5 protein-coding genes are annotated in these 7,252 nt (G+C 66.8%); 1 reads left to right on the top strand and 4 read right to left on the bottom strand.

Going from position 1 to position 7,252, the window contains the following annotated elements; genetic code table 11:
* The first annotated feature begins 287 nt into the window (after nt 1-287).
* Nucleotides 288-1,664, top strand: coding sequence for an NADP-dependent succinic semialdehyde dehydrogenase (locus ABZ904_RS42185; protein WP_361829425.1), 1,377 nt, complete (start codon nt 288-290; stop codon nt 1,662-1,664).
* Between the two features lie 251 nt (nt 1,665-1,915).
* Here the strand turns inward: ABZ904_RS42185 and ABZ904_RS42180 are convergent, their stop codons facing one another.
* The 4 genes from ABZ904_RS42180 to ABZ904_RS42165 form a co-directional block, all read right to left on the bottom strand.
* A complete protein-coding gene (locus ABZ904_RS42180) occupies nt 1,916-2,638 on the bottom strand; it encodes an alpha/beta hydrolase (RefSeq protein WP_359403047.1) in 723 nt (240 codons plus the stop codon).
* Between the two features lie 647 nt (nt 2,639-3,285).
* Complete coding sequence (locus ABZ904_RS42175; RefSeq protein WP_361829423.1) at nt 3,286-4,005, bottom strand: enoyl-CoA hydratase/isomerase family protein; 720 nt, start codon at nt 4,003-4,005, stop codon at nt 3,286-3,288.
* A gap of 133 nt (nt 4,006-4,138) precedes the next feature.
* Entirely contained in the window at nt 4,139-5,566 is a 1,428-nt protein-coding gene (pntB, locus tag ABZ904_RS42170; protein ID WP_360999040.1) for a Re/Si-specific NAD(P)(+) transhydrogenase subunit beta, read from the bottom strand.
* A 22-nt stretch (nt 5,567-5,588) separates the two neighbouring features.
* Nucleotides 5,589-7,148, bottom strand: a complete 1,560-nt coding sequence (locus tag ABZ904_RS42165; protein WP_361829421.1) for a Re/Si-specific NAD(P)(+) transhydrogenase subunit alpha — start codon at nt 7,146-7,148, stop codon at nt 5,589-5,591.
* Between the last annotated feature and the right edge of the window lie 104 nt (nt 7,149-7,252).

The raw sequence follows: 7,252 nt of genomic DNA, 5'->3' as shown, positions 1-7,252 counted from the left end.
ACAGTGCGGTCACGAGGGTGTTCAGTTCTGTCGTCACAAACGGATCTTGAACACCCTCTCTTCATGCCCGCAGGCATTTGGACAGACTCGTCTAGGCATTCGACGTACGCGGCCGGCTGTCTCAACGCATCGCGAACTGTTCTCAGGTGAGCACGTGCCTTCAGAATGTATCCAACTAGATGTGAGTGAGGGGCATCTTCCCTGCATCCTCTGGCATGTTATTTCTGAGGACTTTACAATGGATCCAATCAAGCCTCATTGGAAGCCCGCACCACGAGGAGAGCGCCGTGCCCATCGCTACTGTCAACCCCGCTACCGGTGAGCTCATCGAAGAGTTCACTTCACTCACAAAGGAACAGGTCGATCAGCGGCTGACGCAAGCAGAGGCCGCGGCCGCGACGCTGCGGGCAACCGACTTCGACACTCGCGCCCAGTGGATGCGGGCAGCCGCAGACCTGGTCGAGGCCGAGGCAGCCCACACGGCGCGAAGGCTCACGATCGAGATGGGCAAGCCGATCGCGCAGGCCCGCGCAGAGGTCCTCAAGTGCGCGCTGGCGATGCGGTTCTACGCCGACAACGCCGAAAGCCTGTTGGCCGACCAGCCGCTCGCCGACCCGAGCACGGTAAGGGCTTCGGCTGCTTACACCTCCTACGAGCCTCTGGGCGTCGTTCTTGCCGTGATGCCGTGGAACTACCCGATGTGGCAGGTGATCCGCTTCGCTGCTCCTGCGCTGATGGCCGGCAACGTCGGCCTGCTCAAGCACGCCTCGAACGTGCCGCAGTCCGCGATGTACCTCGACACGCTCTTCGAACGAGCGGGCTTCCCCGCCGGGTCGTTCCAGACGCTCCTCATCGGCTCAGCCGACGTCGAAGCAGTCGTCCGCGACCGGCGCGTCGCCGCCGTGACGCTGACCGGTTCCGAGCCGGCCGGGCGGTCGATCGCAGCTGTCGCGGGCTCAGAGGTGAAGAAGGCCGTCCTGGAGCTGGGTGGGTCCGACCCGTTCATCGTGCTGCCCTCCGCCGATGTCCGCGCGGCCGCTCGAACGGCCGTGGCGGCTCGTACGCTCAACAACGGCCAGTCCTGCATCGCGGCCAAGCGGTTCATCGTCCACACGGACGTGTACGAGGAGTTCGTCGAGGCCTTTGTCGCCGGCACAAAGGCGCTGACGGTCGGCGACCCGCTCGACGAGGGAACCGAGATCGGGCCGATCGCCACGGAGTCCGGTCGGCGTGAGCTCGTCGAGCTGGTCGACGACGCCGTCGCGAAGGGTGCCGTCCTGCGGTGCGGTGGGTCGGCGGTCGGTACTGAGGGGTGGTTCTTCGAGCCGGCGGTGCTGGAGGAGGTCACCGCCGAGATGCGGGTGTACCGGGAGGAGGCCTTCGGCCCGCTGGCCGTGGTTCACCGGGTCGACGACATGGAGCAGGCCGCGGCGCTTGCCAACGACACGACCTTCGGCCTGAGCTCCTCGGTGTGGACCACTGAGCCGGACGAGGAGCGGTTCCTCATCACCCGCCTCGAGGTCGGCGCCGTCTTCGTCAACGGCATGAGCGTCTCCTACCCCGAGCTGCCTTTCGGCGGCGTGAAGGACTCCGGCATCGGCCGCGAACTTGCCGCGGAAGGCATCCGCGAGTTCTGCAACCTCAAGGCCATCTGGAAGAGCTGACGGGAAACGTCGGCCGTCGGCTCCTGGAACGGATCAACACACCAACACCAGCGGGACCTTCACCGACGTCAATCCGGAGACGCGCCGCCCCGACCGGCCGGTACCGCCGATGGCCGGTACCGCCGCGATCGGGGCGGTTGTGCATCTGCCGGCCACCGCCATCGAGGGAGAAGGCCGGAACCTGTCCTCCTCGATGAGCGGCATTTTGGCCGACTGCGACTAGCGTCTGCTGCCCGCCAGACAGCCCGGCCTCACTTCAGGTGTCGGTCCAAGAACCGGCACCCGTCCTCCAGCTCGAACGACGGGGTGCCGATGTGCCCTCCCAGATTGGCGTGCAGCGTCTTCTCCTTGCTGCCGAAGGCGTCGAACAGGTCCAGGGCCCGTTGCCGGGGGTTCCCTTCGTCGTCCCACTGCAGCAAGAACAGCAGCGGAATGCTGACCTGCCGGGCCTCCTCGCGCTGGGCACGGGGCACGTACCCCCCGGCGAAGAAGCCTGCGGCCGCGATGCGCGGCTCGACCAGCGCCAGCCGAATGCCGAGGGCGGTCCACCCCCCGGAGTACCCGACCGGGCCGCCGATCGCGGGCAGCTCAAGGAGGGCGTCCAGAGTGGTCTGCCATTCCGGGACCGCGGTTTCGACCAGCGGGCCGATGAAGGACTCCAAGATCTCGTCGACCGGCTCGCCGGCCTGCATCGCCCGCCGGAGGTCGGCACGGGCCTGCTCGTCGGCGGCGGATCGGGGACGGTCACCGCACCCGGCGGCGTCGATGGTGGCCACCGCGTAGCCGCGCGCCGCAGTGTACCGGGCCCGGGCCACCAGCCGGGGTTCCGCCTTGGGCAGGCCGTTGTTGTGGGCCATCAGGACCAGCGGGGCCGGTGCGGATCCAGGCGTCCACAGGGTGCCGGGGATCTCGCCGAGGGTGAATTCGCGCTCGAGGACGCCGTCGTCGAGGCGCTGTTCAGAAGTGAATTGCACGGTCGTGCCTTTCGGGAGGGCTCTTGAACGGCGCTCCCGGACGACCTATCGCCCGACCGTGACCCCGGAGGGGAGCACCCATGTCGATACGTTCACGGGTACCACCTCCTCGTTTTGTTGCACGGCCTCCGGAAAAGTAGCAGTGGTCGCCGTGGTCCGCCAACGGGTTTTTGCGGAGGCTCCCTGACCGGACGCCTTGGGTGCGGGAAGTGCAGCCCAGGTGCCTCAGCCTGATCTGTATCCCTCTGTTCGCCTGGGCGCCGGCGAGGCGGTCGGTCCAAGATCAGGTGGGTGAGGCCGTCGGCCATGCACTCCATCAGCACGTGGTGCAGATCTGGGACTGCTCTGCGCAAGGGTCAGTGCCTTCGCGGAGGTAACGGCAGCGGGCCGGGTCGGGCCATAACAGTGACCGGACCCTCTCCATCGCATACAGGTCCGTGTGTATGAGGGCAGTTGGACGATGGTGTGCCAGCCGTGTACGGCGGCGCACTCGCGCAACCCGGCGGCCCGGTGGGTGTTGAGATCGTCCCGGACGAGGACGATGCTGGTGATGGTGCCGAGTTGGATGTGGGCCGCAGGACCAGGTCGCCGTGGTCAGGCGTACCGCAAGGAGCAGCGCACGTCACCCCGACAGCACTCTGAAGAGTTCAGTGGTCGAAAAGCTCGATGAAACGTGCCAGCGACGCGTCGAACGCGTCGTCGTATGACATCGATGCGAACTCATAGAGGGAGCGACGGCCAGGGGCACCCGCGTCAGCCGCCCTCTGTGCTTTGTCGAGCCACTCCTGGGCGACCGCAGTTACTCGGCCGGCCTCCACCACGGCCTGCACGAGACCGACTTCGCGGGCCCTCTGGGCGGTGAACGGCTCGCCGGAACCTATGTTCTCCATCGCCAGGCGCGGCCCGAGCCGATGAATGATGGGCACTTGCGCGATCATCGGCCACATCCCGGCGCTGACCTCCACCGTGCCGATGCGCGCACTGTCCACTGCGACGGCGAAGTCGCAGGCCGCGACGAACGAGGCGCCCCCGGCGAGCGCGTCGCCGTTGACAGCGGCAGCGACAGGCAGACCCAGACGAGGGAAGATCCGGAGGGTCTCTATCAATGCCTTGCCGAACAGAGCTGGGTCCGCACCTGCTTTGATGGGAGCGATGTCGAGACCGCCGCAGAAAGTCTCACCTGCCCCGGTGAGCAGGACAGCGCGGATGTCCGGGTTGTCGTCGCACTCCTGCAGCCGGGCGCGGATGTCGGTGAGGATGCCGGGGTTCAGCAGGTTCCGCTCGCCATTGTGAATGGTCAAGACGCTGACAGCACCGACCACTTCTTGCTCTACGCCGCCGCTCCAGACGCTGTCCACGCTGTTCATCATCTGAGTCCTCTCGCTTCGTTGGCTGTTTGTCGAAAACGGCGTGTCCGATTCCTGGCATGTCGGCCTTGCTGCGCCGTGATGCGTGACTACTGCGTCCCCGCCCAGGCATCACGGCGTCCTGGCGCAGGTGTCAGAGGACTCGGAGGATGTCTTCGACGCGGTCCTTGGCGTCGCCGAAGAGCATGGAGGAGTTCTCGCGGTAGAAGAGCGGGTTCTGTACGCCGGCGTAGCCGGAGGCCATGGAGCGCTTGAAGACGATGACGTTCTCGGCCTTCCAGACTTGGAGGACGGGCATGCCGGCGATGGGTGAGCTGGGGTCCTCGGCGGCGGCGGGATTGACGGTGTCGTTGGCGCCGATGACGAGGACGACGGTGGTGTCGTCGAAGTCGTCGTTGATCTCGTCCATTTCCAGCACGATGTCGTAGGGGACCTTGGCCTCGGCGAGCAGGACGTTCATGTGGCCCGGCAGCCGGCCCGCGACCGGGTGGATGCCGAAGCGCACGTTGACGTCTCGGTCCCTGAGTTTGCGGGTCAACTCGGCGACGCCGTACTGGGCCTGGGCTACGGCCATGCCGTAGCCGGGGGTGATGATGACCGAGTCGGCCGATCCGAGGAGGTCGGCGACGCCCTCGGCGGTGATCTCGCGGTGCTCGCCGTAGTCCTTGTCGTCGGCCGGGCCGGCCTCGATGCCGAACCCGCCGGCGATCACGGATATGAAGGACCGGTTCATCGCCTTGCACATGACGGAGGACAGGTAGGCACCCGAGGAGCCGACCAGGGCGCCTGTGATGATGAGCAGGTCGTTCTCCAGCAGGAATCCCGATGCTGCGGCAGCCCAGCCGGAGTAGGAGTTCAGCATCGAGACGACGACCGGCATGTCACCGCCGCCGATCGAGGCGACCAGGTGCCAGCCCAGGGCCAGTGCGACGATCGTGACGGCGATCAGCAGCCACAGTGTCGGGTCGACCACGAACCACGTGGTCAGCACCGCGAACGCGGCCAGGGCACCGAGGTTGAGGTAGTTCTTGCCGGGCAGCATCAGCGGGGCCGACTTGATGCGTGCCGAGAGCTTGAGGAACGCCACGATCGAGCCGGTGAAGGTGACCGCGCCGATGAAGACGCCGATGAACACCTCGGCGGAATGGATCCCGAGCAGGTCCTGAGCCTGCAGCACCTTGGTCTCGGCACTGACCGTGCCGTCCAGGGTGGACTCGACGCGCAGGTATCCGTTCCAGCCCACCAGTACCGCGGCCAGACCCACGAAGGAGTGCAGCAAGGCGATCAGTTCGGGCATCCCGGTCATCTCCACGACCCGGGCCCGCCACAGTCCTATCGCGGCACCGACCGCCATGGCGCCGATCATCAACGCCAGGCCGACTCCGGAGATGTCGCGGTGGACCGCCAGTGCAATCGTCGCGGCCAGGGCCACTGCCATGCCGCCGATGCCATAGGTCTTGCCGGCCTTGGCGGTCTCGTGATGGGACAGTCCGGCCAGTGCCAGGATGAAGAGCAAGGCCGCGACGATGTAGGCAGCCGCCGCGGCGGTCTCGACAGTCATCAGATCAGACATGATGGGCCCTTCAGCTTCTCGAGAACATGGAGAGCATGCGGCGGGTCACTGCGAAGCCACCGAAGATGTTGATCGAGGCCAGCAGGATCGCGATGGTCGACAGCACCGTGACCGCCCCGCCGTTCGGACTCTCACCGTGCCCGATCTGCAGGAGGGCGCCGACCACGATGATTCCCGAGATCGCGTTGGTGACGCTCATCAGGGGCGTGTGCAGGGCGTGGTGCACGTGCCCGATCACGTAGTAGCCGATCACGATCGCCAGCGCGAACACCGTCAGGTGTCCCTGCAGGGCCGACGGGGACATGGCCGCGAGCAGGAACAGGACCACGGCGCCGACCCCAACCGCCGTGTAGCGCCGCCGAGTCGACACCGGTGGCTCGGTCTGGGGACCGGCCGCCTTCACCTCAACGGCTGCGGAGGCGGGAGCGGCTGCCGAAGCGGCGGACACCTGGACCGGCGGAGGCGGCCAGGTCGACTCGCCGTCGCGTACCACGGTCATCGACCGCTGCACCGCGTCGTCGAAGTCCAGCACCAGCCGGCCGTCCTTGTCCGGGGTCATCAGCTTGATCAGGTTGACCAGGTTGGTGCCGTACAGCTGGGACGCCTGCGCGGGCAACCGGCCGGGCAGGTCGGTGTAGCCGATGATCGTCACACCGTTGGCCGTGACCACCGCCTCGTCCTTGACCATGCCCTCGACGTTGCCGCCGCTGGCGGCGGCCATGTCCACGATCACGCTGCCCGACTTCATCGACGCCACCATGTCCGCGGTGATCAGTGTCGGCGCGGGCCGGCCCGGGATCTGTGCCGTCGTGATCACGATGTCCATCTCGGTGATCCGGTCGCTGTACAGCTGGGTGGCGCGGGTGTTGTAGTCCTGCGACATCTCCTTGGCGTAACCCGTCGCCGACACCTCCAGCTCGCCGGCATCCTCGGGCTCGACCGAGAGGTACTCGCCACCCAGCGACCTGACCTGGTCGGCGACCTCCGGCCGCGGGTCGGTGGCGTACACGACGGCACCCAGGCTTCCCGCCGCACCGATCGCGGCCAGACCCGCCACCCCCGCACCACAGACCAGTACCTTGGCCGGCGGCACCTTGCCCGCAGCCGTCACCTGACCGGTGAAGAACCGGCCGAAGACATGAGCGGCCTCCACCACTGCCCGGTAGCCCGCGATGTTCGCCATCGACGACAACACGTCCAACGACTGCGCCCGCGAGATACGCGGTACCGCATCCATCGCCAGCGCCGTGATCGGCCGTGTCGCCAGGTCCTCCACCAGCGCAGGGTTCAACGCCGGGCTCATGATGCCCATGACCGTCGCACCCGGCTTCAACCCGTCCAACTGCTCGGACGAGAGGGCGTTCACGCCGAGCACCACCTCCGCTGCCAGCGGGTCGCCTATCCTCGCGCCGACCTCGATATATGCCTCGTCCGGGAAGCTGGACAACGCACCAGCACCCGGCTCCACCACGACGTCGTACCCCAGCTTCACCAGCTGGACCACCGTGGCGGGAGTCGCGGCAACACGCGTCTCGCCGCGGCGGGCTTCGCTCACGATTCCGATCAGCATTCCCAGAACTCCAGGGTGTCGATGTTGCAGAGCACTCGGCGGATCCTCACGGTACGTAAATCAGGAGCGCCATCCAAGGCAAGTGCGGACCTTGGATGGCGCTT

The sequence above is a fragment of the Streptomyces sp. NPDC046900 genome, assembly GCF_040644975.1.
Classification (GTDB): Bacteria; Actinomycetota; Actinomycetes; order Streptomycetales; family Streptomycetaceae; genus Streptomyces.
Note: the sequence above shows the minus strand (reverse complement) of the source record. Positions and strands in the feature narration are given on the sequence as shown.